This window comes from Mesorhizobium sp. WSM4310, from assembly GCF_007003935.1.
Taxonomy (GTDB): domain Bacteria; phylum Pseudomonadota; class Alphaproteobacteria; order Rhizobiales; family Rhizobiaceae; genus Mesorhizobium.
This window is the reverse complement of record NZ_VFTA01000007.1, coordinates 121,128-141,720: the sequence shown is the minus strand read 5'-3', so window position 1 is coordinate 141,720 and position 20,593 is coordinate 121,128. Positions and strand designations below refer to the sequence as shown.

General features: G+C 63.3%; 21 protein-coding genes. 17 read left to right on the top strand and 4 right to left on the bottom strand.

Going from position 1 to position 20,593, the window contains the following annotated elements:
- The first annotated feature begins 32 nt into the window (after positions 1 to 32).
- From nagZ to FJV80_RS10660, 10 genes are all read left to right on the top strand, one after another.
- Positions 33 to 1,052: a beta-N-acetylhexosaminidase gene (nagZ, locus tag FJV80_RS10705; protein WP_095772860.1), complete on the top strand. Its 1,020-nt coding sequence runs from the start codon at positions 33 to 35 to the stop codon at positions 1,050 to 1,052.
- 63 nt (positions 1,053 to 1,115) lie between these two features.
- On the top strand, positions 1,116 to 1,919 hold the full coding sequence (locus FJV80_RS10700) for a ScpA family protein (RefSeq protein ID WP_142876366.1): 804 nt from the start codon (positions 1,116 to 1,118) through the stop codon (positions 1,917 to 1,919).
- Complete coding sequence (gene scpB, locus FJV80_RS10695; RefSeq protein WP_142876324.1) at positions 1,916 to 2,680, top strand: SMC-Scp complex subunit ScpB; 765 nt, start codon at positions 1,916 to 1,918, stop codon at positions 2,678 to 2,680. Before FJV80_RS10700 ends, scpB begins: the two co-directional genes overlap by 4 nt.
- 180 nt (positions 2,681 to 2,860) lie before the next feature.
- Positions 2,861 to 3,082, top strand: coding sequence for a twin-arginine translocase TatA/TatE family subunit (locus tag FJV80_RS10690; RefSeq protein ID WP_010909892.1), 222 nt, complete (start codon positions 2,861 to 2,863; stop codon positions 3,080 to 3,082).
- Positions 3,083 to 3,112: 30 nt separating this feature from the next.
- Positions 3,113 to 3,838: a Sec-independent protein translocase protein TatB gene (tatB, locus tag FJV80_RS10685; protein ID WP_142876323.1), complete on the top strand. Its 726-nt coding sequence runs from the start codon at positions 3,113 to 3,115 to the stop codon at positions 3,836 to 3,838.
- Positions 3,835 to 4,710, top strand: a complete 876-nt coding sequence (gene tatC / locus FJV80_RS10680; protein ID WP_095772857.1) for a twin-arginine translocase subunit TatC — start codon at positions 3,835 to 3,837, stop codon at positions 4,708 to 4,710. Before tatB ends, tatC begins: the two co-directional genes overlap by 4 nt.
- Positions 4,711 to 4,814: 104 nt before the next feature.
- Positions 4,815 to 6,119 (top strand): serine--tRNA ligase, encoded by a 1,305-nt coding sequence (gene serS / locus FJV80_RS10675; protein WP_095772856.1) that lies wholly within the window; start codon positions 4,815 to 4,817, stop codon positions 6,117 to 6,119.
- Entirely contained in the window at positions 6,119 to 6,877 is a 759-nt protein-coding gene (gene surE / locus FJV80_RS10670; RefSeq protein WP_095772855.1) for a 5'/3'-nucleotidase SurE, read from the top strand. The genes serS and surE overlap by 1 nt, the downstream gene beginning before the upstream one ends.
- On the top strand, positions 6,874 to 7,527 hold the full coding sequence (locus FJV80_RS10665) for a protein-L-isoaspartate(D-aspartate) O-methyltransferase (RefSeq protein WP_142876322.1): 654 nt from the start codon (positions 6,874 to 6,876) through the stop codon (positions 7,525 to 7,527). Before surE ends, FJV80_RS10665 begins: the two co-directional genes overlap by 4 nt.
- A 282-nt stretch (positions 7,528 to 7,809) precedes the next feature.
- Entirely contained in the window at positions 7,810 to 9,357 is a 1,548-nt protein-coding gene (locus FJV80_RS10660; RefSeq protein ID WP_142876321.1) for a peptidoglycan DD-metalloendopeptidase family protein, read from the top strand.
- 110 nt (positions 9,358 to 9,467) lie between these two features.
- On the opposite strand, the gene FJV80_RS10655 is transcribed toward FJV80_RS10660, so the two are convergent.
- Entirely contained in the window at positions 9,468 to 10,358 is an 891-nt protein-coding gene (locus FJV80_RS10655) for an NAD-dependent epimerase/dehydratase family protein (RefSeq protein WP_142876365.1), read from the bottom strand.
- 111 nt (positions 10,359 to 10,469) lie between these two features.
- Here FJV80_RS10655 and FJV80_RS10650 point away from each other — a divergent pair, with 111 nt between their 5' ends.
- Positions 10,470 to 11,294: an AraC family transcriptional regulator gene (locus FJV80_RS10650; protein ID WP_142876320.1), complete on the top strand. Its 825-nt coding sequence runs from the start codon at positions 10,470 to 10,472 to the stop codon at positions 11,292 to 11,294.
- On the opposite strand, the gene FJV80_RS10645 is transcribed toward FJV80_RS10650, so the two are convergent.
- Positions 11,284 to 12,174 (bottom strand): ATP-binding protein, encoded by an 891-nt coding sequence (locus FJV80_RS10645; RefSeq protein WP_142876319.1) that lies wholly within the window; start codon positions 12,172 to 12,174, stop codon positions 11,284 to 11,286. The genes FJV80_RS10650 and FJV80_RS10645 overlap by 11 nt on opposite strands.
- 287 nt (positions 12,175 to 12,461) lie before the next feature.
- Here FJV80_RS10645 and yajC point away from each other — a divergent pair, with 287 nt between their 5' ends.
- The 6 genes from yajC (at position 12,462) to FJV80_RS10615 (ending at position 18,137) form a co-directional block, all read left to right on the top strand.
- Entirely contained in the window at positions 12,462 to 12,803 is a 342-nt protein-coding gene (gene yajC, locus FJV80_RS10640) for a preprotein translocase subunit YajC (RefSeq protein WP_010909882.1), read from the top strand.
- A gap of 51 nt (positions 12,804 to 12,854) precedes the next feature.
- Entirely contained in the window at positions 12,855 to 15,404 is a 2,550-nt protein-coding gene (secDF, locus tag FJV80_RS10635; RefSeq protein WP_142876318.1) for a protein translocase subunit SecDF, read from the top strand.
- A 26-nt stretch (positions 15,405 to 15,430) separates the two neighbouring features.
- Complete coding sequence (locus FJV80_RS10630) at positions 15,431 to 15,826, top strand: Mth938-like domain-containing protein (RefSeq protein WP_179295843.1); 396 nt, start codon at positions 15,431 to 15,433, stop codon at positions 15,824 to 15,826.
- A gap of 1 nt (position 15,827) precedes the next feature.
- Positions 15,828 to 16,679, top strand: coding sequence for a phytoene/squalene synthase family protein (locus FJV80_RS10625; protein ID WP_185975178.1), 852 nt, complete (start codon positions 15,828 to 15,830; stop codon positions 16,677 to 16,679).
- 79 nt (positions 16,680 to 16,758) lie between these two features.
- Positions 16,759 to 17,187 (top strand): hypothetical protein, encoded by a 429-nt coding sequence (locus tag FJV80_RS10620; RefSeq protein ID WP_142876317.1) that lies wholly within the window; start codon positions 16,759 to 16,761, stop codon positions 17,185 to 17,187.
- Positions 17,187 to 18,137, top strand: coding sequence for a sterol desaturase family protein (locus tag FJV80_RS10615; RefSeq protein WP_179296427.1), 951 nt, complete (start codon positions 17,187 to 17,189; stop codon positions 18,135 to 18,137). Before FJV80_RS10620 ends, FJV80_RS10615 begins: the two co-directional genes overlap by 1 nt.
- Positions 18,138 to 18,147: 10 nt before the next feature.
- Here the strand turns inward: FJV80_RS10615 and FJV80_RS10610 are convergent, their stop codons facing one another.
- Positions 18,148 to 18,630, bottom strand: a complete 483-nt coding sequence (locus FJV80_RS10610; RefSeq protein WP_095772847.1) for a T6SS immunity protein Tdi1 domain-containing protein — start codon at positions 18,628 to 18,630, stop codon at positions 18,148 to 18,150.
- Between the two features lie 112 nt (positions 18,631 to 18,742).
- Positions 18,743 to 20,152, bottom strand: coding sequence for a methylenetetrahydrofolate--tRNA-(uracil(54)-C(5))-methyltransferase (FADH(2)-oxidizing) TrmFO (gene trmFO, locus FJV80_RS10605; RefSeq protein WP_095787514.1), 1,410 nt, complete (start codon positions 20,150 to 20,152; stop codon positions 18,743 to 18,745).
- Between the last annotated feature and the right edge of the window lie 441 nt (positions 20,153 to 20,593).

The following is a 20,593-nucleotide window of genomic DNA, read 5'->3' as shown; positions in this document are numbered from 1 at the left end:
CCTTTGGCCGCGCGAAGCCCTAGACTCCTGGCATGACCGAATCAAAATCCATGATCCTCGGCTGTGCCGGGAAATCGCTCACCCGCGAAGAAATCAATTTCTATCGCAATGAATGCCCGTGGGCCTTCATCCTGTTTGCCCGCAACATCGGCGAGACCGAGCAGATCCGCGATCTCGTCGCCGAGATGCGCGACTGTATCGGGCGGCCGGACGCGCTGGTGTTCATCGACCAGGAAGGCGGCAGGGTGCAACGCCTGCGGCCGCCGCTGGCGCCGAACTACCCTGCGGGCGGGGCGCTTGGAGCGCTGTGGCGCGACGATCATGAGGCCGGTGCCCGTGCTGCCTGGCTGATGGCGCGCCTGCACGCCTTCGATCTACTGCGCTACGGCATCACCGCGGATTGCCTCCCGGTGCTCGACGTGCCGATAGAAGGCGCCAGCGACGTCATCGGCGCACGTGCCTACGGCAAGGAGCCGCGCGCGGTCATCGAGCTCGGCCGTGCCGCCGCCGAAGGCCTGATGTCGGGCGGCGTGCTGCCCGTGATGAAACACATTCCGGGGCATGGAAGGGCCTTTGCCGACACGCATTTCGAGCTGCCGACGGTCGACGCGTCGCTCAGCGACCTGCAGCGGCATGACTTTGCCCCGTTCCGAGAGCTCAACGACCTGCCGATGGCGATGACGGCGCATGTCGTCTACAGCGCCATCGACCCCAAGAACCCGGCGACGACGTCCGGCAAGGTCATCGACGAGATCATCCGCCGCGACATCGGCTTCGACGGGCTCCTGATGAGCGACGACACCTCGATGAAGGCACTTTCTGGGGATTTCCCGACAAAGGCGGCGTCGATCCTTGCGGCGGGCTGCGATCTGGTCCTTCACTGCAACGGCGTTTTCGAGGAGATGGCGGGCATTGCGTCGCGCACCACGGGGCTTGAAGGCAAGTCGCTGGAGCGTGCAAAGCGGGCGCTGACCTATATAAGGAAACGCGACGCGGTAGAGGAAACCGAGATACGCGCTGAATTCGCCACCTATTTCGATGCGGTGGCCTAACCAAGGGAAGTGACAGAGGCAGTGGCGGAAACATTGGAAGGCAAGGCCGCGAAGGCCGCACCGATGGACCGCCTGTGGGCCGAGAATGACGATTCACGCGTCACCGGCGACCCGTCGCTGGTCGTCGATGTGGCCGGCTTCGAAGGCCCGCTCGATCTTCTGCTGCATCTTGCCCGCACCCAGAGGGTCGACCTGGCGCGCATCTCGATCCTGGCGCTGGTCGAGCAGTATCTGGCCTTTGTCGAGAAGGCGAGGGCGCTGCGGCTCGAACTTGCGGCCGACTATCTGGTGATGGCGGCATGGCTCGCCTTCCTCAAGTCGAAGCTGTTGATCCCCAAGCAGCCGGGCGAAGAGGGCGAGAGCGGCGAGGAACTGGCGGCCGTGCTGCAGTTCCGGCTGAAGCGGCTGGAAGCGATGCGTGATGCGGCGGCCCGCCTAGTCAACCGCAATCGCCTCGGCCGCGACGTGTTCGCGCGCGGCATGCCCGAAATGGTGATCATCGAGAAGCGCAACGCCTATTCGGCGTCGCTCTACGATCTCCTGACCGCCTATGCCCAGCAGCGGCAGAAGCAGGCGATCACCAATGTAACGATCGCCAGGCGTGGCGTCTGGTCGCTCAAGGACGCGCGCGACATCCTGACCCGGCTGATCGGCTCGCTGCGCGACTGGACGGCGCTGGACAGCTTCCTCATCCAATACATGACCAGCCCGGAAGAGCGGCGCACGGCGATCGCCAGCTCGTTCGCGGCGACACTGGAACTGGTGCGCGAGCGCAAGATGGATCTGCGACAGGACGAGGTGTTCGCGCCAATCTATCTGCGCGATCACCGCGCACCGGCAATCAAGGCAGTCGAGGTGGCATCATGAGCGAACGCGCCAACGCTTCGGTTATCCCCTTCAAGGTGGACGATGAGCTGGAAGGCGAGCTCGACCGGACTTCGGCCGAGGATCCGATGCAGAACCCGGCCGAGCGCCTGCATATTGCGGAGGCCGTGCGCATGGCGGAGGCGATCGTGTTCGCCAGCGCCGAACCCGTCAGCGAAAAGCAGCTTGCCGCGCGCCTCCCCGACGGCATCAACGTTGCTTTGGCCATGGCCGAGCTGCAGCAGGTCTACGCCCGGCGCGGCGTTAATCTGGTGCGGGTCGGCGACGCCTGGGCTTTCCGTACCGCCGGCGATCTCGCCTTCCTGATGAGCCGCGATACGGTGCAGCAGCGCAAGCTGTCGCGCGCGGCGCTCGAAGTGCTGGCGATCATCGCCTATCACCAGCCGGTGACGCGTGCCGAGATCGAGGATATCCGCGGTGTCGAGACGTCGAAGGGCACGCTCGACACGCTGCTCGAGACGGAATGGGTGCGCATGCGCGGCCGCCGCAAGACACCTGGCCGCCCCGTCACCTATGGCACCACCGAAACCTTCCTCGATCATTTCGCGCTCGAGGAAATCCGCGATCTTCCCGGTATGGAAGAACTGAAGGGGGCGGGCCTGCTCTCGGGCCGCATGCCGTCGAATTTCTCCATCCCGCAGCCGCCGGCCGATCCCGACTTGCTAACGGAAGACGAGGATCCGCTGACCGACATCGATCTCGAGGAACTCGGCCTGCTGACGCCACGCGTCACGGAAGATTGACCACTGGCGCTCTGTCCAAGCGCGCCGATAGGTCGTAGATGCGCCGATTGGTAGCGGGCCAGCGAGTCGAAAAAGCGTGACATCCGTCACCCTTTCATAAACTCTGTCGCTGTTGTGTTTGAATCCCAACGCGAAAACGCATAGATCATCGCCAGGGAAAACATTCGAGAGAGATTTGCTATGGGTTCATTTTCGATTTGGCACTGGATGATCGTGCTGGTGATCGTGCTGCTGGTCTTCGGCCGCGGCAAGATTCCCGAGCTGATGGGCGACATGGCCAAAGGCATCAAGAGCTTCAAGAAGGGCATGGCAGACGACGACGTCGCCGACGACAAGCGCACCGTCGAACACCGTGCCGACGAGACCGTTTCGGCCGTGAAGGAAAAAGCCAGCAAGAGCTGAGCCAAAAAGTTCTAGTCGGAACAGAGTGCCATGTTTGAAGTCGGCTGGACCGAAATGCTGGTGATCGCGGTCGTCATGATCGTGGTCGTCGGGCCGAAGGATTTGCCCAATATGCTGCGCACCTTTGGCCGCACGACGGCGAAGCTGCGCGCCATGGCCGCCGACTTCCAGAAACAGTTCAACGAAGCGCTGAAGGAAGCGGAACTCGACGACGTCAAGAAGTCGGTCGACGAGCTCAGGGGGCTCAGCCCCGTTGCCGAGATCAGAAAACAGCTCAATCCGTTCGAGCAGGCTGCGGCCGATGTGCGTGCCGGCGTCGACTCGGCGATGAAGCCGAAGCCGGCCGCCGATCCGGCAACGCCGGTGGCTACGGCGCCGCAGGCGTCCGAGCCGTTGAAGAACGGCGCGACGGAAATGCCTGGCGTCAGCGCCGCGGGAGCAACGCCGCCAACGCCGATTTTCCCGGCCATGACCGATGAATCGGTGGTGGTGGCGTCCACGGGACCTGTCGTGACGCCGAAGGCGGGCAGGAAAGCCGCCAAGGCCGCGCCGGCGGCAAAGGTGCCAGCCAAGGCCTCGACATCCGCGAAGACGGTGACGGTAAAAGCCGCACCCGCGCCTAAGGCGTCGACAAAGGCCGTGACGAAGCCTGCCGCCGCCAAGGCGACTGCGGCAAAGACCGTGGCGAAAGCCGAACCGAAGCCTGCGCCGGCGAAGAAGCCGGCGGCCAAGAAGACGGCTGGAGCCGCCAAGTGAGCGTTTCGGACAAGGAAAAGGACGAGATCGAGAAGTCGTCGGCGCCGCTGATCGAGCATCTCATCGAGTTGCGCCGCCGGCTGATCTGGTCGCTCGGCGGCTTTTTCGTCGCCTTCCTGGTCTGCTTCTTCTTCGCCAAGAGGCTGTTCAACCTTCTGGTCGTCCCCTTCAGATGGGCGACGAAATGGGCGGGTCTCGACCCGCACAAGGTCGAGCTGATCTACACCGCGCCGCAGGAATTCTTCTTCACGCAGGTCAAGCTCGCCATGTTCGGCGGCATGGTCATCGCCTTTCCGCTGATCGCCACGCAGATCTACAAATTCATCGCGCCCGGCCTCTACAAGAACGAGCGCAACGCCTTCCTGCCGTTCCTGATCGCGTCGCCGATCCTGTTCCTGATGGGCGCCTCGCTGGTCTATTTCTTCTTCACCCCGATGGTAATGTGGTTCTTCCTCGCCATGCAGCAGGCCGGCACGGACGAGCAGGTGCAGATTTCGCTGCTACCGAAAGTGTCGGAATATCTCAGCCTGATCATGACGCTGATCTTCTCCTTCGGCCTGGTGTTTCAGCTGCCGGTGGTGACCAGCCTGATGACGCGCGTAGGCATGCTGTCGTCCAAGGCGCTGGCCGAGAAGCGCAAATGGGCGATCGTCATCGCCTTCGTCGTCGCCGCCGTGCTGACGCCTCCCGATCCGATGAGCCAGATCGGCTTGGCCATCCCGACCATCCTGCTCTACGAGGTCGCCATCTGGTCGTCCCGGCTGATCGAGCGCAGCCAGGAGCGCGAGCGCCTGGCGCGTGAGAAGCAGGAAGCCGGGGAGACCGTGGCCGACAAGACACCGGACGAGCCTCCGGCGTCGGCTGCCTCGTAAGACCTCAGCGGCGGCGGAAAACGACAAGCGCCGCCCAGCCTCATCTTGCATCGGTCAAGGATGCGGTTTACGCCCTCGGAGCTTAGCTCAGGAGCGTTCAAACCATGCTTGACATCAAATGGATTCGCGACAACCCGAAGGCCCTTGTCGAGGCTCTGGTGAAGCGCTCGTGGTCGGCCGGCGAGGCGCAGTCCACGGTCGATGATCTGATCGCCAGGGACGAGGCGCGGCGCGAACACGTCACCGAGCTGCAGACCAAGCAGGAGCGCCGCAACGCCGCCTCGAAGGAGATCGGCAACGCCATGCGTTCGGGTGACGCCGCTCTTGCCGAAAAACTCAAGGCCGAAGTCGGCGATATAAAAACCTTCATCCAGAATGGCGAGGCGCGTGAGCGCGAGCTCGACAAGGCGCTGACCGACGCGCTGGCGGTGCTGCCCAACGTGCCTCTCGACGATGTGCCGGTCGGCAAGGACGAACACGACAATGTCGTCAAACACATTGTCGGCAAGGTGCCGACGCGGCCGAACTGGGTGAAGGAGCATTTCGAGGTCGGCGAAGCGCTCGGCATGATGGATTTCGAGCGGGCGGCAAAGCTGTCGGGCTCGCGCTTCACCGTGCTGAAGAGCGGATTGGCGCGGATGGAACGCGCGATCGGCCAGTTCATGCTCGACCTGCATACGACCGAGCACGGCTACGAGGAAGTGATCCCGCCGCTGATGGTGCGCGACGAAGTGCTTTTCGGCACCAACCAGCTGCCGAAATTCGAGGAAGACCTGTTCTTCACGCCGCATGGGGAGGGTAGGCTTGGCCTGATCCCGACCGCCGAGGTGCCGCTCACCAATCTCGTGCGCGAAGAAATCACCGCGCATGAAAAGCTGCCGCTGCGCTTCACCGCGCTGACGCCGTGCTTCCGTTCGGAAGCCGGCTCGGCCGGCCGCGACACACGCGGCATGCTGCGCCAGCACCAGTTCTACAAGGTCGAGCTGGTGTCGATCACCGACCAGGAATCCTCGCTCGCCGAGCACGAGCGCATGACGCAATGCGCCGAGGAAGTGCTGAAGCGGCTGGAACTGCCGTTCCGCACCATGGTTTTGTGCACCGGCGACATGGGATTTGGCGCGCGCAAGACCTATGACATCGAGGTCTGGTTGCCCGGCCAGAACGCCTATCGCGAAATCTCGTCCTGTTCGGTCTGCGGCGATTTCCAGGCGCGCCGCATGGACGCGCGCTACAAGGACAAGGACGGCAAGGGCAATCGCTTCGTCCATACGCTCAACGGTTCGGGCACCGCCGTCGGCCGCGCCCTGATTGCCGTCATCGAAAACTACCAGAACGAGGATGGCAGCGTAACCATTCCTGAAGTGCTGCGGCCTTACATGGGCGGTCTGGCAAAGATCGAAGCGAAGTAATGCGCATTCTTCTGACCAATGACGACGGCATTCATGCCGAGGGCCTGGCGTCGCTCGAACGCGTCGCGCGCACACTCTCTGACGATGTCTGGGTGGTGGCGCCGGAGCAGGACCAGTCCGGCTATGCGCATTCGCTGTCGATCTCGGAGCCGCTGCGGCTGCGCAGGATCGGCGAGAAGCATTTTGCCGTGCGCGGCACGCCGACCGATTGCGTCATCATGGGGGTGAAGAAGATCCTGCCCGGCGCGCCCGACCTGATCCTGTCAGGCATCAATTCGGGCGCCAATATCGCCGACGACGTGACCTATTCGGGAACCGTCGCCGGCGCCATGGAAGGCGCGCTGCTCGGTATCCGCTCGATCGCGCTCAGCCAGGGCTATTCCTATGTCGGCGAGGATCGCATCGTTCCCTATGAAACGACCGAGGCGCTTGCGCCGGCACTGCTGAAGAAGCTCGTCGCGACGCCGCTGCCGGACGGCGTGCTTCTCAACGTCAATTTTCCCAACTGCCTTCCCGAAGAGGTCGCGGGCACGGTGGTCACCACACAAGGAAAACTCGTGCACAGCCTGTGGGTCGACGAGCGCCGTGACGGGCGCGGCCTGCCTTACTACTGGCTGCGCTTCGGCCGCGAGCCGGTCGAGGGCAAGCAAGGCACCGACCTCCACGCGCTGCGCAACCGTCTGGTGTCGGTGACGCCGTTGCAGCTCGACCTCACCGCGCATGAGATCCGTGACCAGCTGAGCAAGGCGCTTGCATGAATCTGCCAATCGATGACCGCGAAGGATTTGCCGCTTTCCTGTTGCGCCTGCGCGGCAGGGGAACCGTGCCGAAGGCGTTGATCGCGGCTTTCGAGGCGACACCACGGCGCGGCTTCCTGGCGGCCCACTTCCACCAACTCGCCTGGTCCGACCGCATGCTGCCGATCGAATGCGGCGAGGCGATCGAAGGCGCTGACATGCAGGCGGCGGTGATCGCGGCCCTTGCCATCGAAGCGGGAAACCGCGTTCTCGAGATCGGCACCGGCTCCGGCTATACGGCGGCGGTGATGTCACGGCTGGCGGCGCGGATCGTCACCATCGACCGCTACAAGACCCTGGTCGAGCAGGCCAGGCAGCGTTTCGAGGCGCTTGGCATCGGCAACATCATCGTGCGCCAGGCTGACGGCTCCGGCGGCCTGCCTGCAGAAGGCCCGTTCGACCGCATTGTGGCCTGGGCCGCCTTCGACAGCCTGCCGCGCTTCCTGCTCGACCAGCTGTCGAGCGGCGGCATCGTCATCGCGCCGATCGGGCCGGAGGAGGGCGAGCAGGTGCTGGCCAAGCTCACCAAGGTCGGCAGCCGCTTCGAGCGCGAGGATATCGGCCTCGTGCGGCTGCAGCCGATCCTGCGCAGCATAGCTGCGGTCATCTAGGAGCATTGATATTCAGGTGAGACCGGCCTGCAAATGGCTGACACCTGCGCTTCCCCGTTCTACTGCGTCGCAGTAGAACTGTGCTCACGTACTGAAGTACGCTCCGCTCCGGTTCTCGGTATCAACCATTTTCGGCTCGGTCTGACCTGAATCTCAACGCGCCTCCGGCGCACTCGAATGTTTTAAGAAAATTTTCGTCGGATTCTAATGGGTTAACCGACCAGTAACATTAACGCGCTTTAATCCGATCCAGTTGGTGCAGCGTTTGTGCGGGTTAGTGCGATGCAACTCAGTGTTTTGAAGACAAACAGTCGCAATCTGGCGCGGGGCTGCGCTGTTCTCATGATTGCGGGGGCGGCCGCCGGGTGCAGTTCCCAGGCTTCGCGGTTCAACAGTGTCGACGACGTCTTCACTTCCTCGACCAACAATCAGCGCGCCATCATCAACAAGCAGGATGCCGTACAGCCCTATCCGGGCGATGTCTCGGCCGCGCCGCTTGACGGCAGCCACACGCAGTCGATCAGCCGCTCGAGCCTCGACCCGGTTTCGAGCCGGCCGTTGCCGCCGCCCGTTTCAGCCCAGGCGCAACCCGCGCCGGCGCTCGCGCCTGCCGCCAATCCAGTGCGTGTCGCTTCGGCGCCGGCCATGGTTCGGCCTGCTCCCCATGTCGACAGGACGACAACCGGCACCGTGGAGCCGGCCGCCAAGCCGTTCAAGAATGCCCAGCCCGACGCGCCGAAGGTGGCCGAGGCGGGCAGGCCGCACGCGACCGAGATCGTCGTCAGGGACGGCGAGACCATTTCCGGCCTGGCGGCGCATTACAAAGTGCCGGCCGATGTCATCATGAAGGTGAATGGCCTGAGCCCGACCAAGGGGCTGAAGACCGGCCAGAAGATCGTCATTCCGGCCTATGCCTATTCGAGCAAGGCCGAGCCGAAGGTCGCCGACGCCAGGCCGTTGAAGGACGGGCCGGCGAAGGATGGCAAGCACGACCTGCCGGCCACCGCGCCGGACAAGGTCGCCGTCCTGCCGCAGCAGCCTAAGCTCAAGGAAGGCAAGTCCGCCGCGCAGGTCGATGCTTCGGCCGCCGCAAGCCAGCCCAAGGAGCCCAAGCCGGCGCAGGTCGCCAAGGCAACAGGCGCCGCCGGCACCTACACGGTCCAGTCGGGTGACACGATGTCTTCGATCGCCAGAAAGACCGGCGTCGGCGTCGTTGCGCTTAAGCAGGCCAACGGCATGAAGGATGGCCTGCTCAAGATCGGCCAGACCCTGAAGGTGCCGGCCGGTGGAACCGCGACGGTCGCCAGCGCCAAGCCGGCAAAAGTCGATCCGGTGACCACGGCAACCACGCAGCCTCCGGCAAAGGCCACGCCGTCGGAAACGCTGGCATCCTATACGCCGCCGAAGAAGGACGCGAAGGTCATCCAGCAGGCCGAGGACGACGACGCGGTGGCGCCCGATGCCACGGGTATCGGCAAGATGCGCTGGCCGGTGCGCGGCCGGGTTATCTCCGGTTTTGGATCCGGCAAGGACGGCGTCGACATCGCCGTGCCCTCGGGCACGCCGATCAAGGCGGCCGAGAACGGCGTCGTCATCTACGCCGGCGACGGGCTCAAGGAATTCGGCAACACGGTGCTGGTGCGCCACGAGAACGGCCTGGTCACCGTCTATGGCCATGCCAGTTCGATCGAGGTGCAGCGCGGCCAGAAGGTCAAGCGCGGCCAGGAGATCGCACTCTCGGGCATGAGCGGCACGACGGACTCGCCGAAGCTGCACTTCGAAGTGCGCAAGAACTCGGCGCCGGTCGATCCCTCGACCTATCTCGAATAGAACAAAAAAAGCGATTTTGCGGGCCGTCTGACCTCCAGTCCGGCCCGCCGGCTCAGCCCGTTCCGCAAGGAGCGGGCTTTTTCAGTTTGTGCAAAGCCCGCCCGCGCGGTTCACAGATGATCGCGGAGCGTGTCGGCGATCATCTCCTCGAGGCTGCTGGCCTTCACGCCCAGAAGTGCTTCTGTGTCGGAGGCATCAACCAGCAGGGGTTTCTCGAAGAGGTAGCGCATCTCGATGGCCTCATGCATGCCCAGGGATTCGATCTCAGGGGCGGAATAGGAACGTGTCCCTGAAACCTCTCGTCCGAGCACCGCCGCGGTTTTCTGGATGAGCTCCCGTGGTGAGGCGTATTGCGAGGGAACGTGAAACGCGCGTCCCCATTCGCCGTTGTAGCGGGCCGCCGCGACCAGCGTCCTCGCGACGTCCTTGGTGAAGGTCCAGGCATGGGTTGCGTCGAGGTCGCCAATGAAGGCGGTAGGCTTGCCCTCGATGATGAAGGGCAGCGCGATCAGTGAAAAATAGCTGATCGCGCCATGTCCGAGATAGTCGCTGGAGCGTATTTCGATCGCCGGTACGTCGGCACGAACCGCCCGCTGCCACATGATCGTCCTGGCGGTTCCCTTCCTCGAAGTGGGATCCAGGGGCAGGTCGGAGCGAAGCGGGCTATCGGCATTTTCCCCATAGCCATAGAGGTTTCCGAGCACGATGAGTTTGGCGCCGACCGCTTCGGCCGCGCGCACGGTGCCATCGATGATGGGGAAAAAGTCGATCGGCCACCGATCATAAGCGGCCATGGCACACATGAAAATGGCATCGGCGCCTCGGCAGATACGCGATAGTTCCGAGGCATGCGTGGCATCGGCCTGTATGGTCCGCACGTTCGGCAGCGCGTTCGAACCGACGCCTCGGCTGGTGAGAACGACATCATGTCCTTCCTCTCCAAGAAGGCGCGCGGTCTCGCGTCCAACCGGGCCCGCGCCGACGACAACATAGAAACTCATGGCAACCTCTCTTCCAAGCTTGATGGAGAGACGTGCGTACAGGTTCGCGGCATTGAAAATCGCGCGGGAATTGCCAAATCTTGAACAGGTTTCGCCACGAATCGAGAGAGCATGCGTCCACAATTCGCTCCGGCCCGATCCCCATCCGACGTCGCAATGATCTCCCGGCACATCGAGGCAGGTGTCCATCGTCTGCCGCGGGCGCCGCACCATCGTGTCATGGTGCATGCAAGCGCGGCGACACGCTCCTACTGCAATCAGGTTCGGCGCCATTTCGTCAGGCGCGCCGGCGATATCGACCTGGTACCAGCTGGCGAGGAGGGCGGTTTCGAGGCCGAAACCGCGTTCGACACGATCGAGATCGTCTTGCAGCCAGCCCTGATGGAAAGGGTAGCGGCGGAACTTGGCGGCAGGGCGCTGATGTCGCGGCTCGACACGCGCCACCTGCTTCGTGACCAGCGCATCGAGCATCTCGCTCGCGCGCTCCAGAGCGATCTCGATGCGGGCGCACCGAGTGGCTCTCTATTCGCCGACAGCATTGGCGCCGCGCTGGCGGTCAGGCTGCTTGGTGCCGATGATATGGACATCGAACGAACGAACCGCCTGTCGGATATCCAGCTCAAGCGCGTCCTGGAGCACATCGAGGCCGCTCTCCACGAGCCGCTCTCGATCCATCGGCTGGCCCGGGTGGCCGGCGCGAGCAGCTCGCACTTGCGGACATGGTTCAAGGTGGCGACGGGCGTCACACTGCATCGCTATGTGTTGCGACGTCGGGTCGAACGCGCGCGTGCCCTGCTGCAGCAGGGAGATCTCAGCACCAGCGAGGTCGCGGAATTGACGGGCTTCGCGCACCAGTCTCATCTGGCGCATTGGATGCGCCGCGAGATCGGCCAAACGCCGCGCGACGTGCGACTGGCGCGACGCCTCAATCCTTGAGCGGCTTGCCAAGCCGGCCGGCCAGATCCTGCGTGAATTGCCAGGCGACGCGGCCCGAGCGGCTGCCGCGCGTCGTCGCCCATTCCAGCGCCTCCGCCCGCAGCTGCTCGGGGTCGATGTCGAGGCCATGATGGCTGGCATAGCCGTTGATCATCTCGAGATACTCATCCTGCGAGCATTTGTGGAAGCCGAGCCAAAGCCCGAACCGGTCGGAGAGCGAGACCTTCTCCTCGACCGCTTCGGACGGGTTGATGGCGGTCGAGCGCTCATTGTCGATCATGTCGCGCGGCAACAGATGGCGGCGGTTCGAGGTGGCGTAGAAGATGACATTGGCCGGGCGGCCTTCGACGCCGCCTTCAAGTGCCGCCTTCAACGACTTGTAGGACGTGTCGTCATGATCAAAGGACAGGTCGTCGCAAAACAGGATGACGCGGAAGGGCGCGGCCTTCAGCAGACCCATCAGCTTCGGCAGCGTATTGATGTCCTCGCGGTGGATCTCGATCAGTTTGAGCGGCAGGTCGGATTTAGCCTTTTGTGATTTGGCCCGGGCATTGATCTCGGCATGCACGGCCTTGACCAGCGACGATTTGCCCATGCCGCGGGCGCCCCACAACAGCACGTTGTTGGCGGCAAAGCCGGCGGCGAAGCGCTCGGTATTGTCGACGAGGATGTCGCGGACGCGATCGACACCGCGGATCAGGCCGATGTCGACGCGGTTTACCTTGCGCACCGGCTCAAGATAGCCGGGATCCGCCTGCCAGACGAAGCAGTCGGCCTCGCGGAGGTCGGTTTCATGCACCGGCGGCGGGGCGAGGCGGCCGACAGCCTCGATCAGGCGGTCAAGTTTCTTGTTGAGGGCGTCGATGGTGCTGTCGGTCATTTCAGGTCTTCTGGCTCGTTTCCTGGGCAGGCAGGTGGGACACGTTCGAATCCGTCGGGTTCGAAACCTGTCCCAACCTTTTGTTCGAGCGTGATCTTTTCGGTAAACCGGCTCTCGCTTTTCGCGATCCTGCTCTAACACGGGCGAACAGGCCGGAAAAGCAGCCGATTTGGTCGGTCGCGCAGTTGCATTGACAACTTTACCGACTATATTCCGGCCAAATTTCAAGGGGCCGCCAAACTCCGCAGGACGGTTGGCGGCTGTTTTCAAAATTCAGGAGTACCTCGATGTTCGTGACACCGGCATACGCCCAAGGCATTGGCGGCGCCTCTCCCGATATGTTCATCAGCATTTTGCCGTTTGTCCTGATTTTCGTGATCATGTATTTTCTGATCATCCGCCCGCAGCGCACGCAGCTGAAGAAGCGCGGCGAGATGCTGGCGGCGGTCCGCCGCGGCGACACGGTCGTCACCGGCGGCGGTTTCGTCGGCAAGGTGACGAAGGTGATCGACGACAACGAGCTCGAGATCGACCTTGGTGGTGGCACCAAGGTGACGGCGCTGCGCTCGACGATCGCCGATGTGCGCGTCAAGGGCGAACCGGTGGCCAACCAGAACGCCAAGAAATAACCCAATTCAAGGCGGAGCGATCCGCGGACACGCTCTGACGGACGACGCCATATGCTGTATTTTTCGCGCTTCAAGATGATCCTGATCTGGGTGGCCGTCGCCATCACAGTGATCCTCGCCGCGCCCAATCTGTTCCCCGCCAGCACGTTGGCCCAGCTGCCGAGCTGGGTGCCGAAGCGGCAGATGACGCTCGGCCTCGACCTGCAGGGCGGTTCGCACATCCTGCTGGAGATGAACCAGAACGATCTGATCAAGGATCGGCTGGAGACGACGCGCGACGAGATCCGCACGCTGCTGCGTGACGCCAAGATCGGCTATACCGGCCTTGCCGGCACCGGGCGGACCTTGCAGGTGCGCATCACGGATCCGGCCCAGCTCGACGCCGCGAAAAAGGCGTTGAAGACCTTGACCGATCCTGTTGCCGCTGGCCTGTTCTCTGGCGGCTCCATCCAGGAAATGTCGCTGGATGATTCCGAGCCGGGTCTACTCAAATTCACCGTCACCGACGCTGGTATCAAATACCGCACATCGACCGCGTTGGCGCAGTCGATCGAAGTGGTCGAGCGCCGCGTCAACGAACTCGGCACCACCGAGCCCATCGTGCAGCGGCAGGGCGACGACCGCATCCTTGTGCAGGTGCCAGGCCTGCAGGATCCGCAGCGGCTGAAGGAAATCCTCGGCCAGACCGCGAAGCTGACCTTCCAGATGGTCGACCAGTCGATGCCGGTGCAGGACGCGCTCAAGGGGCGCCCGCCCTCAGGCTCCTCGGTGCTTTATTCCCAGGACGATCCGCCGGTTCCGTATCTGATCGAAAACCGCGTCATCGTTTCGGGCGAAAACCTCGTCGACGCGCAGGCGACCTACAATTCGCAGAACAACGAGCCGGTGGTTTCATTCCGCTTCGATTCGAAGGGCGCCGCCCGCTTCGGCCAGGCGACCTCGCAAAATGTCGGCAAGCTGTTCGCCATCATCCTCGACAACCAGGTGATCTCGGCGCCGCAGATCCGTGAACCGATCCTCGGCGGCACCGGCCAGATATCAGGCAATTTCACCGCCCAGAGCGCCAATGATCTCGCCGTGCTTTTGCGAGCCGGCGCGCTGCCGGCGACACTGACGGTCATTGAGGAACGCACTGTCGGACCGGGCCTTGGCCAGGATTCGATCCATGCCGGCAAGGTGGCCGGCATCATCGGTTCGATCCTCGTCGTTGCCTTCATGTTCGTTGCCTACGGCTTCCTCGGCTTCCTCGCCAACATCGCGCTGGCGGTGCACGTGGCGATGATCGTCGGCCTGCTGTCGCTGCTTGGGGCGACACTGACCTTGCCGGGTATCGCCGGTATCGTGCTGACCATCGGCATGGCGGTCGATTCCAACGTGCTGATCTACGAACGCATCCGCGAGGAGCGACGCGCCGGCCGCTCGGTGATCCAGGCGATCGATACCGGGTTCTCGAAGGCGCTGGCGACGATCATTGATTCCAATGTCACTTCGCTGATCGCGACAGTGGTGCTGTTCTATCTCGGCACCGGCCCGGTGAAGGGCTTTGCCATCACCTACGCCATCGGCATCCTGACCACGGTGTTCACCGCGTTCACCTTCACCCGCATGCTGGTGTCGATCTGGTTGCGCCGCGCCCGTCCGAAGGAATTGCCGAAGGCCCCGGTGACCTTCATTCCGCCGGGCACCAAGATTCCCTTCATGGGCATCCGTCGCTGGACATTCACGCTCTCGATCGCGCTGTCGATCCTGTCCGTGGTGACGTTCATGACCGTCGGCATCAATTACGGCATCGACTTCAAGGGCGGTTCGCTGATCGAGGTGCAGGCCAAGAGCGGCAATGCGGACATCGCCGACATCAGAGGCCGGCTGTCGGATCTCAACATCGGTGAGGTCCAGGTGCAGCAGTTCGGTGCGCCAAACGACGTGCTGATCCGCGTCGGCACGCAGGATGCCGGTGAAAACGCCGAACAGACGGTCATCGACAAGGTGCGCGGCGAGCTGCAGGACAATTATGACTTCCGCCGCGTCGAAGTTGTGGGGCCAACGGTTTCCGGGGAGTTGGCCAAGCAAGGCACGATCGCAATGCTGGTCGCGCTGGTCGGCATCCTGGTCTATGTCTGGTTCCGCTTCGAATGGCAGTTCGCGGTCGGCGCCATCGTTGCGACGGTGCACGATGTGGTCATGACACTCGGCTTCTTCGTCATCTCCGGGCTTGAATTCAACCAGTCATCGCTGGCGGCGATCCTGACCATCATCGGCTATTCGCTGAACGATACGATCGTGGTCTATGACCGCGTTCGTGAGGATTTGCGAAAATACAAGCGCATGCCGCTGCCGCAACTGTTGAACAACGCCATCAACGAGACGCTGTCGAGAACGACGCTGACCTCGGTGACGACCAGCTTGGCCCTGCTGGCGCTGGTTTTGTTCGGTGGCGAGGTGATCCGCTCGTTTACGCTGGCCATGCTGTTCGGCGTCGTCTTCGGCACCTATTCGTCGATCTTCATCGCGGCACCGCTGCTGATCCTGTTCAAGCTGCGGCCGCAGGCTTCGGCCGACGAGGAGAAGCCGGTCAACGGCGGCAAGGCGGTCGCGACCTGACGCGCGGCCCCGAAGGGGTGACGAAAGTGGTGACCGGCAAAGGCATCGTCATCCGCGAGGCGCACTTCCCCGGCCGCGCGTCGATCGAGGCCTATGGCAATGGCGGGTTCCGCTTTGCCGACATGTCGCATCGCGGTTCGCTGCTGTGCCTGCCATCCGGCATCCATGGCTGGGAGCCGGCGGACGCTTCAGCGCTGACAGTGGCGGATTTCGAAAAACTGCTGGCCGAGGCCGACAAGGTCGAGATCCTGCTGGTCGGCATGGGCAAGGATTTGAGGCCATTGCCCGCGGCGCTGCGAGCGGCGCTGAAGGAGGCCGGTATTGCCTCCGACCCGATGTCGACCGGGGCTGCGGTGCGGACCTACAATGTCCTCCTGGCGGAAGACCGCGCCGTGGCTGCCGCGCTCATCGCCGTCGAGTGATATGTCGCAAAATGCCAAAATCGTCATGGACGCGGTGCGCGCCGCCGATCATGACCGCTATCTGACGGTACTCTACGCGCCGGCCGACAAGCGCGATGCGCTGTTTTCGCTCTACGCTTTCAATGCCGAAATCGCTGGCATCCGCGATCGCATCCATGAAGCATTGCCGGGCGAGGTGCGGCTGCAATGGTGGCGTGACCTCATCGCCGCCGACAGTGACGGCGCAGCCGTCGGCCATCCCGTCGCCGACGCATTGAAGGCGACAATTTCTGGCCATCACCTGCCGAAGCCGGCCTTCGACAACATGCTCGAGGCGCGCATCTTCGATCTCTATGACGATCCGATGCCGTCGCGTACCGACCTGGAAGGCTATTGCGGCGAGACGGCGGCCGCGCTCATCCAGCTTGCCGCAATGGTGCTCGATCCCGTCGAGGCGCCCCGCTTCGCCGAACTGGCAGGCAGGGCGGGCTGCGCGCAGGCCATGACCGGACTGCTGCTGCTGTTGCCGCTGCACCGCAAGCGCGGGCAGTGTTTTGTCCCGGCCGACATTCTGGCGGCGGCGGGATCGACGCCGGAGGAATTTGTTGCCGGCGATGGCGGGCCTGGGGCGCGGCGTGCCGTAGCGGCGATAACAGCGCTGGCACGCGAACACCTTTCCGCATTCGAGCGGGGCGCCGCCGGGCTGCCGGCGTCGTTGCGCCCGGCATTCCTGCCATTGGCACTGTCGAGCGCCTATCTCGACAGGATGGAAGGCTCGCGCCATTCGCCGCTCGACGGCGTCGCGCGGCTATCCGCCTTGCGCCGGCATTGGCTGCTGGTGCGGCGGGCGAGCAAGGGCTGGCCGGCACTTTGACGTAAACGTCAATCGTGCTAAGGAGTCGGCCATGCCGGGAACTGTCGCTGGAGATGACAGGCCGGCCCGGAGGAAATCCATGAGCTTGCCCGTTCTGGTCGCGATCGTCGTCCTTGGCATTGCGCTGTCGGTTGCCGCGGTGCATTTCACCGGCGGCAGCAAGACGGCCACGCTGGCCGATCCCGATCAGGCGTTGCACCGTTTCGCCGAGGATTTTCCCGACGAGATGGTTGCAACAGTTCGCCTGACGGCGGACGCCAAAACGGCATTTCTGGACCTTGGACGAGGGCGCACCGGCATCGTCCACAGCATCGGCGACTGCTTCTTGACGCGCATCGTCACCGCTACGGACGTCTCGGTGTCCAATTCCGACGAGACGAACACAATTCAATTGCGATTGACGGACTTCACCTGGAAGGGCGGCCGTTTCCGCTTCGCCAATGCCGGCGATGCGCAGGCCTTGCTGAAAGCTTTTGAAGCACGCCATGCCGCCAGGGAGGCCGCGTGATGGACAGCTATGATTTTCCGCAAGTTACCCAGTTGGCCATTCCGTTCTTCGTCGCCGCCATCCTGATCGAGCTCTGGCTGGTGCGCACCGGCCGCGCGAAAGGCTCGTTCGAGACGCGCGACACGGTGACCAGCCTGATGATGGGCACCGGCAATGTCGTCGCCGGGCTGCTGCTTGGCGTCGTCTCCTACTGGGCGCTGCTGTGGCTGTGGCAGTTCCGCGTCTTCAATCTCGGCCTGTCGGTCTGGGTGTTCCTGGCCGCCTTCCTGCTCGATGATTTGCGCTATTATGTCTATCACCGCATTGCGCACCGGGTGCGCTGGGTGTGGGCCGAACACGTCAACCATCACTCCAGCCAGCATTACAATCTGTCGACGGCGCTCCGGCAGAGCTGGACGGGCCTGTTCACCTTCATGTTCGTCCTCCAGGCACCGCTGGTGCTGCTCGGCTTTCACCCCGCGGTGATTGCCTTCACCTTCGGCTTCAACCTTGTCTGGCAGTTCTGGATCCACACCGAGGCCATCGGCAAGATGTGGGGCTGGTTCGAGTTCATCTTCAACACGCCCTCGCACCACCGCGTCCACCACGCCACCAATCCACGCTATCTCGACGCCAACTATGCCGGCACGCTGATCATCTGGGACCGCATGTTCGGCAGCTTCGTCGAAGAGCTGGAAGAGGACCGGCCGCGCTATGGCATCGTCAGGAATCTCGGCACCTTCAACCCGCTGAAAGTGGCGTTCCACGAATGGATCGGCATGTTCAGGGATGCGTTTGCGCCGGGTATTACGCTCAGCGATCGCCTGAACTACCTGATCAAGCCGCCCGGCTGGAGCCATGACGGCTCGCGCGAAACTTCGGAGAGCCTGAAGGCGGCCTATGTCAGGCGCAATCCTGCCGAGGCGGGGAAGCCGGGATTGCCGATGGCGGGTGCCGAGCCGGCGGAGTAGCGTTACGCGCCTAATCGATCACCTTGAGCCGTACCCTTGAGCCGTCGGACAATTCGCTCAGCCGGCGATGAATATCGGCCATGCCTACGAACTGCTCACTCACGGGGACCACAAACATGTTTTCGACATCGAATTTGCCCTCGGCAAAGGCGGGCAAGATGGTGAAGCCGTAGCATTCTCCCGTCTTCGGCTTCTTGTCTGCGGCGCGAAGGCGTTCCACAAGCGGCGGGAGGAACCACTCGTCAACGAGATCAGTACGAAGCCTGATCATCTCCTCAAAATCCGCCCGATTGTGAGCCACCTGCTCGACCAAGCCCGTCCCGGTATCGAGCCAGTGAACCCCGTTGTTCGGCTGCTCGATAAACACGCCTCCAACCATTGAGCAAACAACCGGGTTCCAAGGCTCCGGTAAAAGCCACGACCACGCTTTTGCCGCCGCCAGCGCGACGTCCGGTTCAAGTTGGAAAGCGATCTCCGGCCAGGTGACGCTCATCGGACCTCCACCATGAAGGTAGAGCTAGATGGAGAACTTCTGCAACTAGTCCGTGAAGAACTCTACTTGATGGCGGCCGAGACCGGGGCAGATTGGAGTATGCAATTAAAGGCTACTCTGCCGCCTCTGCCCGCGCCGGCAAACCCAGCCATTGCCGGCAATCGCCCAGCGCGCGCGATGTGATGGCATGGCGCTTGGCAACCGTCTTGTCCTTGCCGCGCAGACGCTTGCCTTCGATCTTCACCGCTTCCACCGGCGGGAACAGGCCGAAATTGACATTCATCGGCTGGAAGGAGCGTTTGCCCGGCTCGTCGTCCGAAACGATGTGGCCGCCGGTGATGTGGTTGAGCAGCGCGCCGAAAGCCGTGGTGAGCGGTGGCAGGGACGGCGCATGGCCGAGCCGCTCGGCGGCGGCGAAACGGCCGGCGAGCAGGCCGATCGCGGCACTTTCGACATAACCCTCGCAACCGGTGATCTGGCCGGCGAAGCGCAGGCCCGGACGCGATTTCAGCTGCAGCGAGGCGTCGAGCAAGGTCGGCGAATTGATGTAGGTGTTGCGGTGCAGGCCGCCGAGGCGGGCGAAGTCGGCGTTTTCCAGGCCCGGAATGGTGCGGAAGATGCGGACCTGTTCGGCATGCTTCAGCTTGGTCTGGAAGCCGACCATGTTGTAGAGCGTGCCCAGCGCATTGTCCTGCCTTAGCTGGACGACGGCATAGGCCTTGACCGTCGGGTTGTGCGCGTTGGTCAGGCCCATCGGCTTCATCGGCCCGTAGCGCAGCGTCTCGACGCCGCGCTCGGCCATGATCTCGATCGGCAGGCAGCCGTCGAAATAGGGCGTGCCTTCCCATTGCTTGAATTCGGTTTTGTGGCCGTCGATCAGCGCCTGGACGAAGGCGAGATACTGCTCCTTGTCCATCGGACAGTTGATGTAGTCCTTGCCGGTGCCGCCGGGGCCGACCTTGTCGTAGCGCGACTGGAACCAGCAGGTGTCCATGTCGATCGTGTCGAAATGGATGATCGGCGCGATGGCGTCGAAGAAGGCGAGCGCATCGGCGCCGGTCGCCTCGGCGATCGACTGGGCCAGCGATGGGGCGGTGAGCGGTCCCGTGGCGATGATCGCCTGGTCCCAGTCCGCCGGCGGCAGGCCGGGAACTTCCTCGCGCTGGATGGTGATCAGCGGGTGCGCCTGGAGCTTCTTCGTCACGGCCTCGGAGAAGCCGTCGCGGTCGACGGCCAGTGCGCCGCCGGCCGGCACCTGGTTGGCGTCGCCGGCGCTCATGATCAGAGAGCAGGCCAGTCGCATCTCGGCGTGCAGCAGGCCGACCGCGTTGTTCTCGGCGTCGTCGGAGCGGAAGGAATTGGAACAGACGAGTTCGGCCAGGCCATCGGTCTTGTGCGCGTCCGTGCCGCGAACCGGGCGCATTTCATGCAGCACGACGGGAACACCGGCCTGCGCGGCCTGCCATGCGGCTTCGGAACCGGCGAGACCGCCGCCGATTATGTGTATGGGATTTTTGCTCATGAGCGCCGGAATAATCGCTTGGGGCGGCGATTGCAATTGCCGTGCCTGGTGCGGGCAAACCGCAGATGGTGAACCAGGCGCCGAAAACAACAACACCCGCCGGGGGAGGAGGTCCGGCGGGTGTCGTTTTGGGGGTCGATCCTCGGGAGGAGGTGAAGATCGACCGTATTCGTCATCGCCGGGGAGGAGGTCGGCTTTGACGAAATCTCTTTCGCGTTTTGAAAAGGGGCGAAACCCTTTGGAGCAAAATTCATTTTGCTCCGGGGAAACAACGCCCGCCGCGGGAGGAGGTGCGGCGGGCGCCGTTTGGTTGGCCAACCCTCGGGAGGAGGTGAAGGTTGGACCTATTCGTCATTGCCGGGGAGGAGGTCGGCTTTGACGAAATCTCTTTTGCCATCTTTTAAAAGCGGCAAAACCCTTTGGAGCAAAATTCGTTTGCCC

Excerpts from the sequence above, each read along its gene's own strand:
- FJV80_RS10700 (WP_142876366.1), top strand. The coding sequence starts at position 1,116 with ATGGACCGCCTGTGGGCCGAGAATGACGATTCACGCGTCACCGGCGAC.
- secDF (WP_142876318.1), top strand. The coding sequence starts at position 12,855 with ATGCTGTATTTTTCGCGCTTCAAGATGATCCTGATCTGGGTGGCCGTC.
- tatB (WP_142876323.1), top strand. The coding sequence starts at position 3,113 with ATGTTTGAAGTCGGCTGGACCGAAATGCTGGTGATCGCGGTCGTCATG.
- surE (WP_095772855.1), top strand. The coding sequence starts at position 6,119 with ATGCGCATTCTTCTGACCAATGACGACGGCATTCATGCCGAGGGCCTG.
- trmFO (WP_095787514.1), bottom strand. The coding sequence starts at position 20,152 with ATGAGCAAAAATCCCATACACATAATCGGCGGCGGTCTCGCCGGTTCC.
- FJV80_RS10650 (WP_142876320.1), top strand. The coding sequence starts at position 10,470 with ATGCGTCCACAATTCGCTCCGGCCCGATCCCCATCCGACGTCGCAATG.
- nagZ (WP_095772860.1), top strand. The coding sequence starts at position 33 with ATGACCGAATCAAAATCCATGATCCTCGGCTGTGCCGGGAAATCGCTC.
- FJV80_RS10620 (WP_142876317.1), top strand. The coding sequence starts at position 16,759 with ATGAGCTTGCCCGTTCTGGTCGCGATCGTCGTCCTTGGCATTGCGCTG.
- scpB (WP_142876324.1), top strand. The coding sequence starts at position 1,916 with ATGAGCGAACGCGCCAACGCTTCGGTTATCCCCTTCAAGGTGGACGAT.
- serS (WP_095772856.1), top strand. The coding sequence starts at position 4,815 with ATGCTTGACATCAAATGGATTCGCGACAACCCGAAGGCCCTTGTCGAG.
- FJV80_RS10610 (WP_095772847.1), bottom strand. The coding sequence starts at position 18,630 with ATGAGCGTCACCTGGCCGGAGATCGCTTTCCAACTTGAACCGGACGTC.
- FJV80_RS10625 (WP_185975178.1), top strand. The coding sequence starts at position 15,828 with ATGTCGCAAAATGCCAAAATCGTCATGGACGCGGTGCGCGCCGCCGAT.
- FJV80_RS10665 (WP_142876322.1), top strand. The coding sequence starts at position 6,874 with ATGAATCTGCCAATCGATGACCGCGAAGGATTTGCCGCTTTCCTGTTG.
- FJV80_RS10660 (WP_142876321.1), top strand. The coding sequence starts at position 7,810 with ATGCAACTCAGTGTTTTGAAGACAAACAGTCGCAATCTGGCGCGGGGC.
- FJV80_RS10645 (WP_142876319.1), bottom strand. The coding sequence starts at position 12,174 with ATGACCGACAGCACCATCGACGCCCTCAACAAGAAACTTGACCGCCTG.
- FJV80_RS10690 (WP_010909892.1), top strand. The coding sequence starts at position 2,861 with ATGGGTTCATTTTCGATTTGGCACTGGATGATCGTGCTGGTGATCGTG.
- FJV80_RS10655 (WP_142876365.1), bottom strand. The coding sequence starts at position 10,358 with ATGAGTTTCTATGTTGTCGTCGGCGCGGGCCCGGTTGGACGCGAGACC.
- FJV80_RS10615 (WP_179296427.1), top strand. The coding sequence starts at position 17,187 with ATGGACAGCTATGATTTTCCGCAAGTTACCCAGTTGGCCATTCCGTTC.
- yajC (WP_010909882.1), top strand. The coding sequence starts at position 12,462 with ATGTTCGTGACACCGGCATACGCCCAAGGCATTGGCGGCGCCTCTCCC.